The 17,530-nt window shown below is 64.2% G+C and carries 20 protein-coding genes; 16 read left to right on the top strand and 4 right to left on the bottom strand.

From position 1 onward, the window contains the following. Nucleotides 1–114 precede the first annotated feature (114 nt). Both dapA and smpB read left to right on the top strand, forming a co-directional pair. Nucleotides 115–996 carry a 4-hydroxy-tetrahydrodipicolinate synthase gene (gene dapA / locus AC13HB_RS06370; RefSeq protein ID WP_482948899.1) on the top strand — a complete coding sequence of 294 codons (882 nt, stop codon included), beginning with the start codon at nucleotides 115–117 and terminating at the stop codon, nucleotides 994–996. 13 nt (nucleotides 997–1,009) lie between these two features. Continuing rightward, the gene (smpB, locus tag AC13HB_RS06365) at nucleotides 1,010–1,483 is read left to right on the top strand and encodes an SsrA-binding protein SmpB (RefSeq protein WP_482948898.1); all 474 of its coding nucleotides are present in this window, start codon (nucleotides 1,010–1,012) and stop codon (nucleotides 1,481–1,483) included. Between the two features lie 13 nt (nucleotides 1,484–1,496). Here smpB and AC13HB_RS06360 read toward each other — a convergent pair whose 3' ends face one another. The 3 genes from AC13HB_RS06360 to AC13HB_RS06350 form a co-directional block, all read right to left on the bottom strand. Next, on the bottom strand, nucleotides 1,497–2,495 hold the full coding sequence (locus AC13HB_RS06360; RefSeq protein ID WP_482948897.1) for a GlxA family transcriptional regulator: 999 nt from the start codon (nucleotides 2,493–2,495) through the stop codon (nucleotides 1,497–1,499). A gap of 352 nt (nucleotides 2,496–2,847) precedes the next feature. Next, the gene (locus AC13HB_RS06355; RefSeq protein WP_482948896.1) at nucleotides 2,848–3,525 is read right to left on the bottom strand and encodes a uracil-DNA glycosylase; all 678 of its coding nucleotides are present in this window, start codon (nucleotides 3,523–3,525) and stop codon (nucleotides 2,848–2,850) included. Further along, nucleotides 3,525–4,064 carry a LabA-like NYN domain-containing protein gene (locus AC13HB_RS06350; protein WP_482948895.1) on the bottom strand — a complete coding sequence of 180 codons (540 nt, stop codon included), beginning with the start codon at nucleotides 4,062–4,064 and terminating at the stop codon, nucleotides 3,525–3,527. Before AC13HB_RS06350 ends, AC13HB_RS06355 begins: the two co-directional genes overlap by 1 nt. Before the next feature lie 35 nt (nucleotides 4,065–4,099). Between AC13HB_RS06350 and folK the strand changes: the two genes are divergently transcribed. The 10 genes from folK to recO all read left to right on the top strand — a co-directional run bounded on the left by folK (nucleotide 4,100) and on the right by recO (nucleotide 12,230). After that, entirely contained in the window at nucleotides 4,100–4,606 is a 507-nt protein-coding gene (gene folK / locus AC13HB_RS06345) for a 2-amino-4-hydroxy-6-hydroxymethyldihydropteridine diphosphokinase (RefSeq protein WP_482948894.1), read from the top strand. A gap of 101 nt (nucleotides 4,607–4,707) precedes the next feature. Further along, complete coding sequence (gene rpoZ, locus AC13HB_RS06340) at nucleotides 4,708–5,088, top strand: DNA-directed RNA polymerase subunit omega (protein WP_482948893.1); 381 nt, start codon at nucleotides 4,708–4,710, stop codon at nucleotides 5,086–5,088. Between the two features lie 6 nt (nucleotides 5,089–5,094). Beyond that, nucleotides 5,095–7,302, top strand: coding sequence for a RelA/SpoT family protein (locus AC13HB_RS06335; RefSeq protein ID WP_482948892.1), 2,208 nt, complete (start codon nucleotides 5,095–5,097; stop codon nucleotides 7,300–7,302). A 25-nt stretch (nucleotides 7,303–7,327) separates the two neighbouring features. After that, the gene (gene pyrE / locus AC13HB_RS06330; RefSeq protein ID WP_482948891.1) at nucleotides 7,328–7,912 is read left to right on the top strand and encodes an orotate phosphoribosyltransferase; all 585 of its coding nucleotides are present in this window, start codon (nucleotides 7,328–7,330) and stop codon (nucleotides 7,910–7,912) included. Then, complete coding sequence (locus AC13HB_RS06325) at nucleotides 7,909–8,673, top strand: pyridoxine 5'-phosphate synthase (RefSeq protein ID WP_482948890.1); 765 nt, start codon at nucleotides 7,909–7,911, stop codon at nucleotides 8,671–8,673. The genes pyrE and AC13HB_RS06325 overlap by 4 nt, the downstream gene beginning before the upstream one ends. Beyond that, on the top strand, nucleotides 8,670–9,083 hold the full coding sequence (gene acpS / locus AC13HB_RS06320; RefSeq protein ID WP_482948889.1) for a holo-ACP synthase: 414 nt from the start codon (nucleotides 8,670–8,672) through the stop codon (nucleotides 9,081–9,083). Before AC13HB_RS06325 ends, acpS begins: the two co-directional genes overlap by 4 nt. After that, on the top strand, nucleotides 9,076–9,762 hold the full coding sequence (gene rnc / locus AC13HB_RS06315; protein ID WP_482948888.1) for a ribonuclease III: 687 nt from the start codon (nucleotides 9,076–9,078) through the stop codon (nucleotides 9,760–9,762). The genes acpS and rnc overlap by 8 nt, the downstream gene beginning before the upstream one ends. A gap of 11 nt (nucleotides 9,763–9,773) precedes the next feature. Continuing rightward, entirely contained in the window at nucleotides 9,774–10,724 is a 951-nt protein-coding gene (gene era / locus AC13HB_RS06310) for a GTPase Era (RefSeq protein ID WP_482948887.1), read from the top strand. Between the two features lie 85 nt (nucleotides 10,725–10,809). Further along, nucleotides 10,810–11,454, top strand: a complete 645-nt coding sequence (locus AC13HB_RS06305; protein WP_482948886.1) for a hypothetical protein — start codon at nucleotides 10,810–10,812, stop codon at nucleotides 11,452–11,454. A gap of 47 nt (nucleotides 11,455–11,501) precedes the next feature. After that, nucleotides 11,502–12,230 carry a DNA repair protein RecO gene (gene recO / locus AC13HB_RS06300; protein ID WP_482948885.1) on the top strand — a complete coding sequence of 243 codons (729 nt, stop codon included), beginning with the start codon at nucleotides 11,502–11,504 and terminating at the stop codon, nucleotides 12,228–12,230. A 25-nt stretch (nucleotides 12,231–12,255) separates the two neighbouring features. Here the strand turns inward: recO and AC13HB_RS06295 are convergent, their stop codons facing one another. Then, nucleotides 12,256–12,687 (bottom strand): MarR family winged helix-turn-helix transcriptional regulator, encoded by a 432-nt coding sequence (locus AC13HB_RS06295; RefSeq protein ID WP_482948884.1) that lies wholly within the window; start codon nucleotides 12,685–12,687, stop codon nucleotides 12,256–12,258. A gap of 56 nt (nucleotides 12,688–12,743) precedes the next feature. Here AC13HB_RS06295 and AC13HB_RS06290 point away from each other — a divergent pair, with 56 nt between their 5' ends. The 4 genes from AC13HB_RS06290 (at nucleotide 12,744) to AC13HB_RS06275 (ending at nucleotide 17,527) form a co-directional block, all read left to right on the top strand. Beyond that, entirely contained in the window at nucleotides 12,744–13,460 is a 717-nt protein-coding gene (locus tag AC13HB_RS06290; RefSeq protein WP_482948883.1) for a glutathione S-transferase family protein, read from the top strand. A gap of 79 nt (nucleotides 13,461–13,539) precedes the next feature. Then, nucleotides 13,540–14,292 (top strand): SDR family oxidoreductase, encoded by a 753-nt coding sequence (locus AC13HB_RS06285; protein WP_482948882.1) that lies wholly within the window; start codon nucleotides 13,540–13,542, stop codon nucleotides 14,290–14,292. 353 nt (nucleotides 14,293–14,645) lie between these two features. After that, nucleotides 14,646–16,922 (top strand): DNA topoisomerase IV subunit A, encoded by a 2,277-nt coding sequence (parC, locus tag AC13HB_RS06280; RefSeq protein ID WP_482948881.1) that lies wholly within the window; start codon nucleotides 14,646–14,648, stop codon nucleotides 16,920–16,922. A gap of 53 nt (nucleotides 16,923–16,975) precedes the next feature. Then, nucleotides 16,976–17,527: a LemA family protein gene (locus tag AC13HB_RS06275; RefSeq protein WP_482948880.1), complete on the top strand. Its 552-nt coding sequence runs from the start codon at nucleotides 16,976–16,978 to the stop codon at nucleotides 17,525–17,527. Nucleotides 17,528–17,530 lie beyond the last annotated feature (3 nt).

Below are 17,530 nucleotides of genomic sequence, written 5' to 3'. Positions count from 1 at the left end.
AGCCCATTCTCGCCGAAGGCGGGGCGGACTGTCCAGACTTGACAAGAACGCTTGGCCGTGTGGACGGCCCTATATATGGTCGCGCGCTCATTCTGACGCTTCCGGGATTGAAACATGTTTAAAGGCTCCATCACCGCGCTCGTCACACCGTTCAAGAATGGTGCCGTCGACGAAAAGGGCGTGGCAGCGCTGGCCGAACGCCAGATCGCGGCGGGTACACACGGCCTGGTGCCGTGCGGCACGACCGGCGAATCCGCGACGATGACGTTCGAGGAGCACATGCGTGTTGTCGAAATCGTGATCGAAGTGGCCGCCGGGCGTGTGCCGGTCATTGCCGGCACGGGCTCGAACAATACCGCCGTCGCGATCCAGAACCAGCGCCGGGCCAGGGAACTCGGCGCGGATGCGGGGCTCGTGGTCGCGCCCTATTACAACAAGCCGAATGCGGAAGGTCTCTACCAGCATTTCAGGGCCATCAATGACGCCGTCGATCTTCCGATCGTCGTCTACAATGTCCCGGGACGAACCGTCGTCGACATCCAGGCCGAGACGGTGGCCCGGATTGCGACACTTCCGAACGTGGTCGGCATCAAGGATGCCACCGGCGACATGGCGCGGGTCAGCGAACACCGCCGCCTGATCGGTGAGGACTTCGTCCAGCTGTCCGGCGACGACCCGACCACGCTCGGCTTCAATGCGACGGGTGGCGTCGGTGCGATCTCGGTGACGTCCAATGTCGCGCCGGAACTCTTCGCGCAATTCCAGGAAGCCACGCTGTCTGGCGACTGGGACAAGGCGCGCGCGCTGAACGACAAGCTGCTGCCGCTGCATCATGCACTCTTCACGTCTTCGAGTCCGGGGCCGACGAAATACGCGATGTCGCTCCTCGGCGTGACCAATACGGAAATGCGGCTGCCTCTCACCGAGCCGGACGAAAACTCCAAGGCCGCAGTGCGGAAGGCGATGGCATTCGCCGGCCTGATCGAGGCGGCGTGAAGGCAGGCGTGCGATGAGCAGGAAACCCAGAAGCGAAACCGGCCCGATCGCCGTCAACCGGCGCGCCCGGTTCGACTACGAGATCGAGGAAACATTCGAGGCCGGCCTCATGCTGATGGGGTCGGAGGTGAAGTCCTTGCGCGAAGGCCGCGCCAATATCGCCGAGAGCTATGTCAGCCCGGAGCGTGGCGAGATCTGGCTGATCAATGCCGATATCCCGCCATACGGACCGGCCAACCGCTTCAATCACGAGCCGCGCCGGCACCGCAAACTCCTTCTCAACAAGAAGGAGATCGACAAGCTTTCCGGCGCGGTGGCGCGGGACGGACGGACGATCATTCCGCTCAAGCTCTATTTCAACGGCCGCGGAATCGCCAAGCTCGAGATCGGTCTGGCCAAGGGCAAGAAGACAATCGACAAGCGCGAGACGATCAAGCGCCGCGAATGGGACAAGCAGAAGTCCCGCCTGATGAAGAATTACGGCTGAGGGCGGCGCCGGGTCAGGCCGGTTCCATCGCGAACCGCTCGCGATAGGCCTGTGGCGTTATGCCGAGTAGCCGCGCAAAGCTGCGCCGCATGCGCTCGTCGCTGCCGAAACCGCTTCTATCCGCCACGGTCTTGATGGAGACGTCCGGGTCTTCGAGCATGGCGCGGGCCGCATCGACGCGGAATTGCTCGACCATGCGTGCCGGCGTGTGACCGGTCTCCTCGCCGTAAAGCCGCGCGAAATTGCGCGGGCTCATGCCGCAGCGCTCGGCGAGAGCGTCGACTTTCAGGTCGGCGGACAGATTGTCCTTCATCCAGAAATGCAGCGCGTCGAAGCGCCCGGAGGCCGATCGGGTCTGTTGCTTCAGCGCTTCCGAGAATTGCGACTGCCCGCCGGGGCGCTTGACGTAGACGAGCATGCTGCGCGCCAGTTCCAGGGCCAGCTGGCTGCCATGATCGGCCTCGACCAGAGCAAGGGCGAGGTCGATGCCTGCAGTCACGCCGGCCGACGTCCAGACGCCGTTATCCTCGATAAAGATGGGGTCGGGGTCGACGCTGACTTCGGGATGGCGTGCCGCCAGCTCGTCGCAGAAATTCCAGTGCGTGACGGCGCGCCGCCCGTCGAGCAGGCCGGCGGCGCCGAGCAGAAAGGCGCCGGTGCAGGTCGCGGCCATACGGCCCCCGCGTTCGTGCGCCTTGCGGATGCCGGCAACGAGCCGCTGGTCGCGGCAGGCAGTGAAGACGCCATGCCCGCCCGCGATCATCAGCGTGTCCGTATCGTCGAGTCCGATGCCCGCCAGTCGCCGCGTGGTTAGGGGGACGCCCGCATCGGTCTCTACCGGTCCGCCATAATGCGAGGCTAAAGGCGTGGCGTAGGCCTGGCGGCCCAGGAAACGATTGGCGTCGGCGAAGACCTGAAGCGGTCCGGTCACGTCGAGTAGCTTGACGTTCGGGAAGGTCAGGAAAGCGATCGACCGCTCGGCTTCGGCGGGGTTGGCGGAATATGCGTGCATACCCCGTTTCTTGCCAGAAAGATTAACGTTTCGCTAGGAGAAATTGCCTGATTTTTCAAGAAAACTTTGCGATACGGCGTCGGATGCGCCCTTGCCGGTTAACCATCATGCCGGCGGGGAAAATGTTCGTCGCAAGGGCTTCACATGCAGGTCTCACACCCTTGCATCGGAAGGCGGCCGCCAGATCCGGGAAGCAGGCAAATAATCCGACATGCCCGGTTCACCGGACATGGGAAGACGCCGCCTGCTCGGGGTTTTCTGCCAGATGTGTATTTCTTTCGCTGCGCATGGATTGGGAAGGTCTTTTAAAGCCAATGGCTTGTGATTTTTCCACAGCGTTCAGATTCGGGCGTTAGCGATCCAGCCAGGTGCGGATATCGGCAAAGACGGCGTCGAACATCGCTTCGGTCAGGCGTCCGGTATTCGTGTTGTAGCGGGAGCAGTGATAGCTGTCGAAGAGACGGATCGGACCATTCGGCCCTTCCAGATCGGCCGTGGCAGCGTGCCCGAAGCTCGCATCCTTGAGACGATGGCCGAGGGCACGCAGCGTATTGTCGTGGCTGATCTTGCCGAGGCACAGAATGGCTTCGAGCCGGGGCAGGGCGGCGATCCGCGACGTCAGGAAGGGGCGGCACGCATTCGCCTCCGCGCCGACGGGCTTGTTCTCCGGCGGCACGCAGCGAACGGCGTTGGTGATCATCGCGTCGACCAGTTCGAGCCCGTCGTCCGCCCGGCTGTCATAGGTTCCGCGCGTAAAGCCGAACCTGCCCATGGTCGCGTAGAGAAGATCGCCGGCCCAGTCGCCCGTGAAGGGGCGGCCCGTTCGGTTCGCACCGCGAAGTCCGGGGGCGAGGCCCACGACCAGAAGCCGGGCATCGTCGCGGCCGAAGGACTCGACCGGGGCATTGTGCCAGTCGGGAAACTTTTCCGCATTGACCCGGCGGAATTCGACCAGGCGCGGGCAGAGCGGGCAGTCGAGCGGGGCTTCGGGCGGGATGGCGGCGGGCGCGACGGAGGTGTTTTCCCCCATCAGTCCTGACCCCCGTTACGGCCGATCATGTGCTGCAGGTCCGCCAGCTCGATGAAAGTGTCGGCTTCGCGGCGCAGATCGTCGGAAATCATGGAGGGCGAAGTCTTCAGGGAGGATACGACGCTGACACGGGCGCCCTTGGCCCGAGCCGCAGCGAGGGCGCGGCGGAAATCGCCATCGCCGGAGAAGAGAATGATGTGATCGAGGTAATTGGCTGCTTCGAGCATGTCGACTGCGAGCTCGATATCCATATCCCCCTTGATCCGGCGGCGTCCGTGATCGTCGGTATATTCCTTGGCCGGCTTCGTGATCACCGAGAAGCCGTTATAGTCCAGCCAGTCGACCAGGGGGCGCAGGGGATTGTAGTCTTCCTGCTCGAGCAGCGCGGTGTAGTAATTCGCGCGGATCAGCTTGCCGCGCTTGCGGAATTCCTCGAGAAGGCGTTTGAAGTCGATATCGAAATCGAGCGCCTTGGTGGTCGAAAAGAGGTTGGCGCCGTCGATGAACAATCCGATGCGTTCGTCGGGATAAAAGGCCATGTCGAATATTCCTCAAGCAATGAATGAATTCGGATATGCAATCTGAGGCGATATATATCGCGCTGGGCGCCAATCTTCCATCCGGTTCGCGCACGCCGCAGCAGACGCTGGCTGCAGCCCTGTCCGAACTCGAGGCGAGGGGTGTCCATTGCGCCGAGCGGTCTTCGGACTGGCACAGTCCGGCCTGGCCGGACCCGGCCGATCCGCCCTATGTGAATGCTGCGGCGCGGGTCGAGACCGAACTGGATGCCGCGGCGCTGATGGCCTGCCTGCACGCGGTTGAAGCCGCTTTCGGCCGGTCCCGCACCGTCGTCAATGCCGCGCGTCCGCTCGATCTCGATATCATCGACTACAAGGGGGTGGTGGATGCCGGCGCTGCCGGTCCGGTTCTTCCGCATCCGAGGGCGACCGGGCGGGCCTTTGTGCTGCTGCCCTTGCAGGAAATCGCGCCGGGCTGGACGGACCCGCGTACGGGCCGCGGGATATCCGATCTCCTGGCGGACTTGCCGGAGGCCGACACGGCCCCCATCTATCGACTGTAATGGCTTGGAGTCGCGGCACCCGAGAGCCTTGCTTTTGCAAGGCGGGAAGGGTAGGGAACGCGGTTCCAAACCTACAGCGCTGGTTCAAGGAGATCGCGCGCATGGCTCGCGTCACTGTCGAAGATTGCATCGAAAAAATTCCCAATCGTTTCCGCCTCGTTCTGATGGCGGCTCACCGTGCCCGCAATATTTCGGCCGGTTCGGAGCTGACGATTGACCGCGACAACGACAAGAATCCGGTCGTCGCGCTGCGTGAGATCGCCGACGAAACGCTCGACATGGATGCGCTGAAGGAAAGCCTGGTTCACGGTCTGCAGCGTGTGCTGCCGAGCGAGGACGAGGAAGCTGAAGCCAAGGCTGAAGAGTCCGAAAAGGCGACCCAGATGGAGGCCCTCCCGGCTCCGCAGGTCGAGCTGGACGAGGCTGAGATGCTCAAGGCGCTCCAGAATGATCGGGACGGCGCGCCTGACGGCCGTCTCTGATCCGTCTTGACCCTCGGCGCGACGTCACCCGATCTGGCATCGCCGCCGCCCGCCATACCCAGCGCGGACGAGCTGGTCGCGCGTATCCAACGCTATTTCCCCAAGGTCGACGCCGACTATGTGCGTCGCGCCTATGATTTTGCCGAGGAAGCGCACAGGCCGCAGCGGCGCCAGTCCGGCGAACCCTATTTTGCCCATGTCGCCGCTGTGGCGATGATCCTTGCCGATCTGCGCATGGACGTCGCCACCGTGTGTACCGGTCTGCTCCACGACACGGTCGAGGACACGCCGGTAACCAGCGAGGACGTCGACGAGCATTTCGGCGCGGAGACTGCGCGCCTCGTCGACGGCGTCACCAAGCTCGGCCAGATGGAGCTGCGCTCCAAGCGCACCAAACAGGCCGAGAACCTTCAGAAACTCGTCGTCGCGATCTCGGACGATGTCCGGGTGCTGATCGTCAAGCTGTGCGACCGCCTGCACAATATGCGCACGCTCGACGCCATTCCGCGTGCCGACAAGCGCGAGCGGATTGCGCGGGAGACGCTGGAAATCTATGCGCCGCTGGCCCGTCGCATCGGTATCAACCGCGTCTGCGTGGAGCTGGAAGACCTGGCCTTCCGGCACATCAATCCGGCGGCCTGGGAATCGATCACCAAGCGCCTGAAACTCCTGCGCGACCAGCACAGCGAAGAGGTCGCCGCCGTATCGGCGGCCCTGATCGAGAAACTGGCACAGGCCGGTATCGAGGCGCGCATTTTCGGCCGCGAGAAGCGTCCATACTCGATCTGGCGGAAGCTGGAGCGAAAGGGGCTCACCTTCGAGGAAATCGCCGACATCTACGCCTTCCGGCTGATCGTCGACACACCGGACGAGTGCTATCGCACGCTCGGCGTCATCCACCAGGCCTGGCGCTGTATGCCGGAGCGCTTCCGCGATTTCATTTCGCTGCCGAAGCCGAACAATTATCGCTCCCTGCACACCACCATAATCGGACCGCGCAATGTCCGGGTCGAGCTGCAGATCCGAACAGAAGCGATGGAGGCCGTGGCGGAAAGCGGTGTGGCGGCGCACTGGCGCTACAAGAATTCCACCTACACCTATGATGCCGCCGCGGCGCAGGCCGCCGGTGGCGATCCGCTGGAGCGACTGCGGCCCTTCGTGGAAATCCTGAACCAGGGCGGCGATCCGGACGAATTCCTCGAGCACGCCAAGCTCGAAATGTTCTCCGACCAGGTCTATTGCTTCACGCCGAACGGCGATCTCATCTCGCTGCCCTCCGGCGCAACGCCGCTCGATTTCGCCTATGCGGTTCATACCGAACTCGGCCACACCACGGTCGCGGCCAAGATCAATGGCCGCGAACGCCCGCTGCGCACACAGCTTCGCAATGGCGATGTGGTGCAGATCGTAAAAGGCGGCGTGCGCCAGCCTCCGCAGGGCTGGGAAAATCTTGCGATCACCGGACGCGCCCGAGCCGCCATCCGCCGTCTCATCCGCGACAGCGAGCGCGACGAATTCCTGCGCATCGGCAAGATCATGGCCGACCATGCCTTCCGCCGCGAGGGGCGTACGCTGATCGAGAAAGACCTCGGCGAAGCGATCAGCCGGCTTGAACTGCGTGATGTCGAGGACCTCTACGAGGCGCTCGGCCGCGGTCGCGTGACCTCGACGGACCTGCTCAACGCGGCCTTTCCGGGACGGCTCGACGAGCGCGGCGATGCGGCCCAGCGAGAGCTTATCCAGGACGAGAAGGCGCGACTCTATGTGCGCGGCCGCGGCCTGACCCAGGGCGTTACACTGCATTTCGCCGATTGCTGTTCGCCGCTGCCGGGCGACCGGATCGTCGGCGTGCTGATGCCGGAGAAGGGCATCGAGATCCACACTATCGATTGCGACCGGCTGGCCGAGCTGGAGGACGCCGATGCGGACAAATGGCTCGACCTCGCCTGGACCGCCGAGGCGGAGGACAACGCCGTCTCGATCGCGCGCATTCGCGCCATCCTGCACAACGGGCCGGGCGTGCTCGCAGAGATCGCCAAGACGGTCAGCGAGAACCGCGGCAATATCGCCAGCGTGATGACGCGCAACCGTTCCCCGGAATTCTTCGACATGGAATTCGACGTCGAAGTGTTCGATACCCGACATCTGGCCAATATCCTGGCCGCCCTGCGCATGTGCGAACCGGTCGTTTCGGCCGAGCGTATGCGCGGCTGAGCCGTATTATGGAGATCCGACCCGCATGACCCGCGACGAAGTCCTCGCCGAATTCAAGGCTGCCGGAGCCCTTCTCGAGGGCCATTTCATTCTCTCCTCCGGCCTGCGCAGCCCGGTCTTCCTGCAGAAGGCCAAGGTCTTTGCCGATCCGGCGCGCACGGCAAAGCTCTGCAAGGCACTGGCCGAGAAGGTTCGGGCCCAGCTTACCGAAGAGCCGACCGTGATCGTCTCGCCGGCCGTGGGCGGCATCGTGCCGGGCTATGAAACGGCGCGTCAGATGGGGCTTAATGCACTCTATGTCGAGCGCGAGGATGGCGAATTCACCCTGCGCCGCGGCTTCGAGCTGAGCTCGGACGACAAGGTTCTGGTCGTCGAGGACATCGTCACCACGGGCCTGAGCTCGCGCGAATGCATCGAGGCGATCAAGGCGACCGGTGCGACCGTGGTTGCCGAGGCCTGCCTGGTGGACCGCTCCGGCGGCGAGGCGGATGTCGGCGTACCGCTGATCGCGCTGACCGAATACAAGGTGCCGGCCTATCCGGCCGACCAGCTCCCGCCGGAACTGGAAGCCATCCCGGCCATCAAGCCGGGCAGCCGGGGCCTGGCATGAGCGAGACGGGCGCTACCATCCGGCTCGGCGTGAATATCGATCACGTCGCCACGATCCGGAATGCCCGCGGCGGCGCCCATCCGGACCCGGTGCGTGCGGCGCGCCAGGCGGCCGAAGCCGGTGCCGACGGGATCACCGCCCATCTGCGCGAAGATCGCCGTCACATTACCGACGGCGATATCGACAGGCTGATGGACGAGATCGACCTGCCGCTGAATCTGGAAATGGCGGCGACGCCGGAAATGCTCGACATCGCCCTGCGCCACAAGCCGCATGCGGTCTGTCTCGTGCCGGAAAAGCGCGAGGAGCGCACGACAGAGGGCGGGCTCGATATCGCCGCCGGTCACAACCATATCGCGCCCTATGTTCGCGAGCTGGGTGATGCGGGCTGTCGCGTCTCGCTCTTCATCGAGCCGGATCCGGTCCAGGTCGCCGTGGCCGAAGCCATGGGGGCCGCCGTCGTGGAACTTCACACCGGCGCCTATTGCGAAGCCTTCCTGCGCGGCGAGACGGCGGCCGTCGAGGAACATCTGGAACGTCTGCGAACCGGAGCGGCGGAAGCACACAGACGCGGACTGGAAGTCCATGCCGGTCACGGCCTGACCTACGACACCGTCAAACCCGTCGCCGCCATTCCCGAGCTCGCCGAGCTCAATATCGGCCATTTCCTCATCGGCGAAGCCATCTTCCGCGGCCTGCGCGAAGCGGTCACCACGATGCGCGGCCTGATCGAAGAGGCACGGGCGGAGATTCAGCCGTGATCATCGGCCTCGGCTCCGACCTGATGGATATTCGCCGGATCGAGCGGTCGCTCGAACGCTTCGGCGAGCGTTTCACCAATCGGGTCTTCACCGAGATCGAGCGGGCGAAATCCGACAAGCGGCGCATGCGAGCCGCGAGCTATGCCAAGCGGTTTGCGGCCAAGGAAGCCGGCGCCAAGGCGCTGGGCACAGGCATTGCGCGCGGGGTCTCCTGGAAGGAGATCGGCGTGGTGAACCTGCCCGGCGGCAAGCCGACACTGGAATTCAGGGGGCGGGCGCTGGAGCGTTTGCAGCAGCTCACGCCGGACGGGATGGAGGCGCATGCGCACATCACCATCACGGACGACCATCCCTACGCCCAGGCCTTCGTGGTGATCGAGGCGCGTGTGATCGAGGTCGTCCATGGCTGACGCGATCGCGGCGCTGGAAGAACGCATCGGCTATCGTTTCAAGGAACGCGCCCTGATCGAGCGTGCGCTCACCCATGCCAGTCATGGCGACGGACGCGGCAAGGTGAAGTCCTATGAGCGCCTGGAATTCCTCGGCGACCGCGTGCTCGGCCTGATGACGGCGGACGCGCTGTTCAAGGTCTTCGACAAGGCCGATGAAGGCGCGCTGGCGCCGCGCCTCAATGCGCTCGTGCGCAAGGAGACCTGCGCCGAGGTGGCCCGCGAGGTCGATCTCGGCGAGGCGCTGCGTATCGGCAAGTCGGAAGCCAAGGGCGGCGGGCGCGAGAAGACGTCCATCCTCGGCGATGCCTGCGAGGCGCTGATCGCGGCGATCTATCTGGACGGTGGTATGAAGGCTGTGCGGGTCTTTTACGACCGCTTCTGGGGGCCGCGAATCGAGGCGCTCAAGGCCAAGCCCGCCAATCCGAAATCGGCGCTGCAGGAATGGGCGGCCAAGGCCGGCCACGGCGTCCCGAAATACCGCCTCACCGAACGTTCGGGCCCGGACCACCGGCCCGTCTTCACGGTCGAGGTCACAGTCAGCCCGCTCGATCCGGCGATCGGAGAAGGCGGATCGAAACAGGCGGCCGAACGGGCCGCCGCGAGCGCGCTGCTCGAGCGCGAAGGCCAGCAGGCCTGACAGGAAAACAGATGACGCAAGACAACACACAACGCTGCGGTTTCGTCGCCGTGATCGGTTCGCCCAATGCCGGCAAGTCCACGCTTGTGAACGCGCTGGTCGGCGAAAAGGTGACCATCGTCACCCACAAGGTCCAGACGACCCGCTTCGCCGTGCGCGGCGTGGCGATCGAGGACAAGGCGCAGATCGTGCTCGTCGACACGCCCGGCGTGTTCGCGCCGAAGCGGCGGCTGGACAAGTCCATGGTCGCGGCTGCCTGGGCCGGCGCCGAGGATGCCGATGCGGTCATCCATGTCGTCGATGCCGGCGCCCGCGCGCGGCTCGAGCATGGCGGCGCCAAGAGCGGCGACAAGCGCATGGTCGATGACGACGAGCGCGTGAATGAGGGCCTCAAGAAGGCCGGGCGGCAGGCGATCCTCGTGCTCAACAAGGTCGATCTGATCGAGCGCGATCACCTGCTCGCCATGTCGCAGGAACTTTACGAGACGGGCGTCTATTCCGACGTCTTCATGATCTCGGCGAAGACGGGCTCCGGCGTGCAGCAGCTCAAGCATTTCCTGACCGAGAAGATGCCGGAAGGCGTCTGGCACTATCCGGCCGACCAGGTCGCCGATTTGCCCTCGCGCATTCTCGCCGCCGAGATTACGCGCGAGAAGGTCTATCTGCGCCTGCACGAGGAGCTGCCCTACGCCTCCATGGTCGAAACCGAGGTCTGGAAGAAGCTGCGCGACGGCTCGATCCGTGTGGAGCAGTCCATCATCGTCGAACGCGAGACCCAGAAACCTATCGTGCTGGGCAAGGGCGGCAGTGCGGTGAAGGCGATCGGCGAAGCGGCCCGCAAGGAGCTCGAGGAGGTGCTGGGCTGCAAGGTCCACCTTTTCCTCAATGTGAAGGTCGATCCGAAATGGATGAACCGGCGCGGGAATTATTCCAGCGTCGGCCTCGATTTCGACGCGGACTAGTCCGCCGGCGATTTTCCTTGCGCTTCCCCGTTTCGGCACGGGCGTTTGCAGCCTATGCTTGCGCCCGGATCGCAAGGGGGAAACCATGATCGTCAAGACCACGGCCGCGCTCGCGGGCTTCTTGTTTTGCGCCGGGAGCGCCGCAGCCCAGATCGACAGCACCTACACCCGCACCGATACGGACGGCGCCTGCCGCGTCGTCGAGGAGAGCGATCCGGACGAGGGCGGTTTCTACCAATGGGTCGCCTGCGGCGGGGTGGGCGGCTGGACGCTGCACATCGATGGCGGCGAACACGCCCAGCGCACCGGTTATACGCGCGGCGGGACGGCACCTGTTTTTCACCAGCCGCAGGTGCGGGGCAATTTCGGCTCCTTCCACTCGGTGGTGGAATGGCGCCTGGTAAGCGAGTCCCCGACCGCGACCATCCATCGCTATTACAGCAATATACCGCTGGATGACGGAAGCTGGGGCCGGGGCGAGACGCTCGTGGTCACCACATTGACCGGACTGGGCGGCACCGAGGTCTGTCCGGTCGCTTATGTCAATGCGATGATGGCGGGCGGCAATGAGATTGCGCGGGACGCTGCCGACCTGCTGGCCCGGGACTTCGTCTGCGGCGAGGACGAGATCTACCGGCTGTCCGGCGCCCGGCCCGGCGAGGCCCGCCAGATCGCGGCCGGCCACGGTATCGACGTCGCCGCTGTCCTGGCAAACCGCCGACAGCCCTGACAGCCTGCGGCGTGTTTGCGGCCCGAGACTCAGGCATAAGCATTCCCATGGAATGGTCCGACAACGGCATCGTCCTCTCCGTGCGCCCGCACGGGGAGACGAGTGCCATCGTGGAAGTGCTGACCCGGGAGCAGGGACGTCATGCCGGCCTCGTACGCGGTGCGCGTTCGCGTGCCATGCGGCCGATCCTGCAGCCCGGCAACCAGATCGGCGTGAGCTGGCGGGCCCGGCTGTCCGAGCATCTCGGCATGTTCCAGATCGAACCGGACGATCTTTCCGCCGGTGCCGTCATGGAAGACCGCACGGCGCTTGCGGGACTGAATGCGGCTTGCGCGCTCTCCATCATGGCGCTGCCGGAACGCGAATCGCATCCGCGCGTTCATCAGGGTTTCCAGGTACTGCTGGGCGCTTTCGAGGATATCGATATCTGGCCGGCCCTCTATGTGCGCTGGGAGGCGGGCCTGTTGTCGGATCTCGGCTATGGGCTCGACCTCAAGCATTGCGCTGTCACCGGCCAGACCGAAGACCTCTCCCATGTCAGTCCGCGCACGGGCCGCGCCGTCTGCCGCGAAGAGGCCGAGCCCTACGCCCCAAAACTCCTCGAACTCCCGCCCTTCATGAGCGGATCCGGCACGATCGGGGAGGGCGACATCGCCCGAGGCCTCGACCTTACCGCCCATTTCCTGGAACGCCGCGTCCTCTGGCCGGTCGACAAGCAATTGCCGGAGGCGCGTATGCGCCTGATCGCGGAGCTGGAGCGGGTAGGGCGCCTCTAGGAGGGGGACTTGCTGAATCGCTGGCCTATACCCCGAGCCCGTCGAGCCGGTCCGCCAGAGTCTTCGCCTCTTCATCCGATAATCCACGCAGCGCGTCATCGAGCGCTGGCCTGTAGATATCCCACATCCTGTCGCGGGTCCGGCGTCCCTTTTCCGTCAACCTGACGCGTAGGCCGCGGCCATCTTCCGGGCAACGAAGCTTTGTGACCATCCCGGCCTTTTCCATACGGGCTAGCAGGCGGGAGAGATTGTGCTGCTGAATCAGGAGACGCGCCTCCAGCTCGACCGGACGCAGGCCGGCATCGTCGACCTTTTCCAGCTCCCACAGCACATCATACCAGGCGAGCGAGGGGTGGCCGGCCTGCTTCAGCGCGGATTCGATGCGGTCCGAGACGCGTGTCCATGCGCGATTGAGCGCGATCCAGGCAAGCGAACGGGCCGATGATTTTTTCGTCAATGTCGATTTTCTCTTTTCCATGCACTTGCATCTAGTTCTCGTCGTGCCCATTTTCCATGCACCTGCATGAAAAGGAAAGCCTCATGTCGAATTTGCAACCCAAGCTGACCCTGATCAGCCACACCCTCTGCCCCTATGTTCAGCGCGCTGCGATCGCGCTCAGCGAACGAGGTGTCCCGTTCGAACGGATCGATATCGATCTTGGTAACAAGCCGGACTGGTTCCTGAGGATTTCTCCTCTCGGCAAGGTTCCCGTGCTCCTCGTCGACGACCGGCCGATCTTCGAGTCGGCGGCCATCCTGGAATTTCTTGAAGACACGCTGACACCGCGTTTGCACCCGCACGATCCGCTGGACCGCGCCCGCCACCGCGCTTGGATGGAGTTCGGCTCGTCTCAGCTCAACCTGATCGCAGGTCTCTACAATGCTGCCGACGTGACAAGCTTCCAGGCGAAGGCGGATGCGCTCGGATCGGGCTTCCAGCGGCTGGAGAATATCCTGGGCGACGGACCGTATTTCGCTGGCGAGGAATTTTCGCTGGTGGACGCCGTCTATGGACCGATTTTCCGATATTTCGACGTGTTCGACGAGATAGGCGATTTCGGGATTATGGAGGGCCTGGAAAAAGTGACTTTCTGGCGTCGTGATCTGGCTGTGCGGCCGTCCATCGCCCGGGCGGTGTCGTCCGAATATCCAGTCCTGTTGCGGGATTTTCTGCTGCGGCGGGACAGTTACCTCTCAACCCTGATCGCTCCGGCGCGAAAGTCAGCCTAGTCCACCGCAAGAAGCGGGTCGTGGGCGGGACGGATTGCTGGCTCCCTCCCGGCAGTTGCCCGTATTCAAGGAGGACAGGATGCAGCTCGAAAACAAGATCGCCATCATCACCGGTGCCAGCAGCGGAATAGGCGAGGCGGCCGCCCGTCTCTTTGCCCGGGAAGGGGCGAAACTGGTCCTGGCAGCCCGCCGGGAGGACCGGTTGAACCGGCTCGCCGAGGAGATCCGAAACCATGGCGGAGAGGCGGTCAGCGTACCCGGCGACATAACGTCTCCGGCGTTTGCCGGGACCCTGGTAGGAACGGCTCAGCGTGAATTCGGCGGGCTCGATATCGCGTTCAACAATGCCGGGATGATGGGAGATATGGCTCCTGTCGCGGATATGGACGCGAAGAACTGGCGGCAGGTGATGGAGACCAATCTGGACAGTGCGTTTCTGGCAGCCAAGGCGCAATTGCCCGCCATGAAGGCAAGAGGCGGCGGTTCGATCATTTTCACCGGTAGTTTCGTGGGGCACACGATTGGTATGCCGGGCATGGGGGCTTATGCGGCAAGCAAGGCCGGGCTGGTCGGTCTGACACAGGTGCTTGCGTCGGAACACGGGGCGGAGCGCATTCGCGTCAACGCGCTGCTACCCGGCGGGACGAAGACGGCCATGGCACCCGGTGATCCGGAGACGCAGGCCTTTATCGCCGGCCTGCACGCGCTCAAGCGGATGGCCGAACCGGAGGAGATCGCACGCGTGGCGCTTTTCCTGGCCTCGGACCAGTCCGAATTCGTCACCGGGAGCGCACTTCTCGCAGATGGCGGGAATTCGGTCTGCAAGACCTGATTGCGCACGCCGGGTCAAGCGTTCCGGTCACCGATCGAGGAATTGGAGTGGGTGGGCGGTTGCAAGAGGTGCTCGCCCTTGACGGGCGCTGAGGAGCTCAAAAACAGTCCGGGGGCCTGTTCGACGCGCCGAAGGGACCGCGCCGAAGGGGGGATGGAGTGGGTGATGGCTCGGCTTGCGCAGATACGCTTGGCGTCTCACCCCTTCCGTCTCGCCGCCCTGCGGCGATCCACCTTCCCCATCAAGGGGAAGGATCTGAGAGCCCATTCCCCACAGTTAATCCTGCGTGCCAGCCCTGCGTGATCATGTTCGCCCGCTTATACTGATGCGGAACGAATCAAGAGGCATGGACGATGGGTGAGCATTTCGATCCCGATGGCGGGCATATCGTCGAGGAGAAATTCGACGAGGCGCTCTCGCGGCGCTATCTCGCCTATGCGCTCTCGACCATCACCCAGCGGGCTCTGCCGGATGCGCGCGACGGACTGAAGCCGGTTCACCGGCGCCTGCTCTACGCTATGCGCGAGCTGAAGCTGAACCCTGACCAGGCGTTCAAGAAATCCGCGCGCGTCGTCGGCGACGTCATCGGCAAGTATCACCCGCATGGCGACCAGGCCGTCTACGACGCACTGGTGCGACTCGCCCAGGACTTCGCCTCGCGCTATCCGCTGGTCGAGGGGCAGGGCAATTTCGGCAATGTCGACGGCGATGGCGCAGCCGCCATGCGTTACACCGAAGCCCGCCTGACCCATGCCGCCGAACTGCTGCTGCAGGATATCGAGCACGGTACGGTCGATTTCGAGGAAACCTATGACGGCTCGGAGCGCGAGCCGCTGGTCTTGCCGGGCGCTTTTCCGAACCTGCTGGCCAACGGCTCGACCGGTATCGCCGTGGGCATGGCGACTTCGATCCCGCCGCACAATGTCGCGGAGATCTGCCAGGCCGCCATGGCGCTGATCGAGAACCCGGAAGCCGATACGGACGCGCTGCTCAAGCACATCAAGGGCCCCGACCTGCCGACCGGCGGCACGATCGTGGAGAGCCCGGAAAGCATGCGCGAGGCCTATGAGACCGGGCGCGGCGGCTTCCGCGTGCGGGCGAAGTGGGAGAAGGAAGATATCGGCCGCGGCATGTGGCGCATCGTGGTCACGGAAATCCCCTACCTGGTGCAGAAGTCCAAACTGGTCGAGCGCATCGCCCAGCTCATGGACGCCAAGAAACTGCCGCTGCTGGACGACATTCTCGACGAGAGTGCCGAAGACATCCGCCTCGTCATCGAGCCGAAGAGCAAGCTGGTCGATCCGGACATGCTCATGGAGTCGCTGTTCAAGCTGACCGATCTGGAAACGCGCCTCTCGCTGAACCTCAACGTCCTCGATCCGACCGGCACGCCGCGCGTGATGGGTCTGAAAGAGACGATGTCGATCTGGCTCGGCCATCGCCGCGAAGTCGTCGTGCGCCGCGCGCGCACGCGCCTCGCCAAGGTCGAGGACCGGCTCGAAGTGCTCGCCGGCTATCTTATCGTCTATGCCGATCTCGACGAGGTGATCCGCATCATCCGCTTCGAGGACGAGCCGAAGGCGAAGCTGATGGCGCATTTCGAGCTGACCGAGCGTCAGGCCGAAGCCATCCTCAACATGCGCCTGCGTGCCTTGCGCAAGCTGGAAGAGCTGGAAATCCGCAAGGAAGACAAGTCCCTGCGGGCCGAGCGCAAGAGCCTGAAAGACCTTATCGGCTCCGACGCCCTGCAATGGGACAAGGTGCGCGAGGAGGTCGCCTCGGTGGGCGAATTCTACGCTCTGGACACGCCGCTTGGCGCGCGCCGCACCGAATTCGGCGAGGCGCCGGCGATCGCGGGCGATGCCCCGATCGAGGCCTTCGTGGTGCGCGAGCCGATCACGGCCGTGCTCTCCGAGCGCGGCTGGGTGCGGGCACTCAAGGGCCATATCAACGACGTCACCGAGCTGAAGTTCAAGGAGGGCGACCGCTCTGCCTTCGCCGTGAAGTGCGAAACGACGGACAAGCTCCTCATGTTCGCCACGGACGGAAAGTTCTACACGCTCGAAGCCTCCAAGCTGCCCGGCGGTCGCGGCCATGGCGAGCCGGTCCGCCTGCATGTGGACCTGCCCGAGGATGCCGCACCGATCGGCCTGTTCAAATACGATCCGGAACGCACGCTCCTCGTGGCCGCCAACGGCAATACGGGCTTCCGCGTGAAGGAGAAGGACTGCCTTGCGTCCAAGAAGGGCGGCAAGCAGATACTCAACCTGGTCGAGGGCGACGAGGCGCTGCTCTGCATCCCCGCCATCGGCGACAGCTGCGCCCTGATCGGAGAGAACAAGAAGCTGCTCGTTTTCCCGCTCGAGGAAATCCCGCTCATGTCGCGCGGCAAGGGGGTACGCCTTCTGGGCGGCAAGGGCGCCAAGCTGGCCGATGCGACCGTGTTCGATGCGGAAGAGGGGCTGAGCTGGCTCGACGGGGCCGGCCGGCGCTTCAATCTGGAAGACTGGCAGCTCTGGACCGCCAAGCGGGCCCAAGCCGGGCGCATGGCCCCGCGCGGCTTCCCGCGCAGCCTGCGATTTGCACCCAGAGGTTCGGAATTCCTCGCCTCCCAGGCGAAAGCGGAATAGACAGGATAGCGGGCGAGTAAGGCCCGTTCGAAGCCCTGCAAGGAGAGACAGGCATGGATACCGGCGTCATTCTTTTGCTCGTGATCATCGCACTCGGTGTGTTCCTGGTGGTGATCTACAACCGGCTCGTCGCTTTGCGGCAGACCTGCAATCAGGCCTGGGGCGATATCGACGTCCAGCTCAAGCAGCGGCACGATCTCGTGCCGAACCTGGTTGAGACGGTGAAGGGCTATGCCACGCACGAGAAGGAAACGCTCGAAAACGTCATCAAGGCGCGCCAGACGGCGATCGATGCATCCTCGGTGAAGGATCTGGCCCAGGCCGAGAACATGCTCTCCGGCGCATTGCGCCAGCTCTTCGCCCTGTCCGAAAGCTATCCCGACCTCAAGGCGAACCAGAACTTCCTCTCGCTGCAGACCGAGCTGGCCGATCTGGAGAACAAGATCGCCGCCGCCCGCCGCTTCTTCAACAATGCGGTGAGCGAGTTCAACACGGCGACCGAGCAATTCCCGGCCGTCGTGATCGCCAATTCGCTCGGCTTCAAACAGCGCGATTTCTTCGAAGTCGCCGAGACCGAGCGCGCCGCCCCGAAGGTGCAGTTCTAGGCC

It is taken from the genome of Maricaulis sp. B-26, assembly GCF_056857855.1.
The sequence above is the reverse complement of the archived record's forward strand: the minus strand, read 5'-3'. Positions and strand labels throughout refer to the sequence as shown.